Source organism: Pseudomonas sp. K5002, from assembly GCF_013386655.1.
GTDB lineage: Bacteria > Pseudomonadota > Gammaproteobacteria > Pseudomonadales > Pseudomonadaceae > Aquipseudomonas.
Genome location: NZ_JACARK010001418.1, coordinates 1 through 1,348, shown reverse-complemented (window position 1 = coordinate 1,348; position 1,348 = coordinate 1). Strand labels below are relative to the sequence as shown.

Here is a 1,348-nt window from a genome sequence, read left to right as displayed (position 1 = left end):
GATGCCCGCAGGTGCTGCGCGTCCTGTTGCCAGGCGTGCACCTGGGCGGCGACGTCCGGGTGGGCCGCCAGCCAGGTTTCGAGCTGGCGGCGGTCGGCGTCCAGGAGCTGGTGATCGACGTAGGCATGCAAATCGCGTTCGCTGGGAGGCAGGCTGATCATTTGAGTATCCGCAGGGCAGGGCTGGTGATTTCGCCGTCGCTGAGCTGGCGCAGGGCCTGGCGCGCGCGCGACAGGCGAGACATCACGGTGCCCACGGGCACCTCGAGGATGTCGGCGACTTCTTTGTAGCTCAAGCCTTCCACCGAGACCCACAGCAGCAGGGCGCGCTGTTCGGTGTTCAATTTGTCGAAGGCTTGCAGGGTCGATTGCGCGATGACGGTGCGCTCGACCGACGGCTGCGAATCATCGCGGCCGGTGAAAAATTCGAGCATGCGTGTGTACCGCCGGGAGCGCCGATGGGCGTCGAGGAACTGCCGGTAGAGGATCGAGAACAGCCAGGCGCGCAAGTCGCCTTCGAGGCGTTTGTCGGCCCAACTGATGATCGCGCGCTCAAGGCTCGCCTGCACCAGGTCGTCGGCGCTGCTGGTGTTACGCGTCAGGGACACGGCAAAACGCCGCAACCTGGGGATGAGTTCACGTAACTGTTCGTCGAGTTCGTGCATGGGATTCTGGCTAGTCACTACGCTGGGACTAGGAAGACGTCCGGCGTTGAAGGTTATTCCAGGCCAATAAAAATAAACAGCAGGCCAGGGAATAGAGTGCGCTGGCGTTCGTCCCAAGTGTTCCGACCTTATGTTTCACCCACTCAAGGCCTTGGGCCCTGGAGTTATTTCATGGTAGATCACTCATCACCGCCCCGTCCGCCGTTGAGCACCGCAAGCCTGATAATTCGGTTGGCCAGCATCGGCGTGGTGGTTGCCGTCGTGGCCGGGGCGTTTGCCTACGTTAACGGAAGCCTCGACCCACAGCGGTTGCGTCCCAAAACCCTGGTCAATGCCTTGGAAACCAACAACGGCTTGCACCCTGGCTACCGGCGTAACCATGCCAAGGGCGTGTGCGTGGCCGGTTATTTCGAGAGCAGCCCCGAAGCGCGCCAGTACTCCAGTGCCCAGGTATTCAGCGAGGCGCGCACCCCGGTTATCGGGCGTTTTGCGCTGCCCAGCGGCAACCCGTATGCGCCGGACAGCAGCGTGCCGATCCGCAGTTTTGCCTTGCAGTTCAACTTGGCCAACGGCCAGCAATGGCGCACCGGGATGAACAGCATGCCGGTGTTCCCGGTGGGCACGCCCGAGGCCTTCTTCGAGATGCTCAAGGCCGGCGCACCTGACCCGGCCACCGGCAAGCCG

3 protein-coding genes are annotated in these 1,348 nt (G+C 63.0%); 1 reads left to right on the top strand and 2 read right to left on the bottom strand.

Annotated elements, in window-relative coordinates; translation table 11 throughout:
- Positions 1–161, bottom strand: a 161-nt coding sequence (locus HX846_RS40090) for an anti-sigma factor (RefSeq protein ID WP_372242069.1), incomplete at its 3' end; no start/stop codon positions are given.
- On the bottom strand, positions 158–664 hold the full coding sequence (locus HX846_RS36850; protein ID WP_003212456.1) for an RNA polymerase sigma factor: 507 nt from the start codon (positions 662–664) through the stop codon (positions 158–160). The genes HX846_RS36850 and HX846_RS40090, both read right to left, overlap by 4 nt.
- 171 nt (positions 665–835) lie before the next feature.
- On the opposite strand from HX846_RS36850, the gene HX846_RS36845 reads away from it, so the two are divergent.
- On the top strand, positions 836–1,348 hold a 513-nt coding region (locus HX846_RS36845; RefSeq protein WP_178967419.1), incomplete at its 3' end, for a catalase.

Bases quoted from the DNA above. Each gene is read 5' to 3' on its own strand.
- HX846_RS36850 (WP_003212456.1), bottom strand. From the start codon at position 664: ATGCACGAACTCGACGAACAGTTACGTGAACTCATCCCCAGGTTGCGG.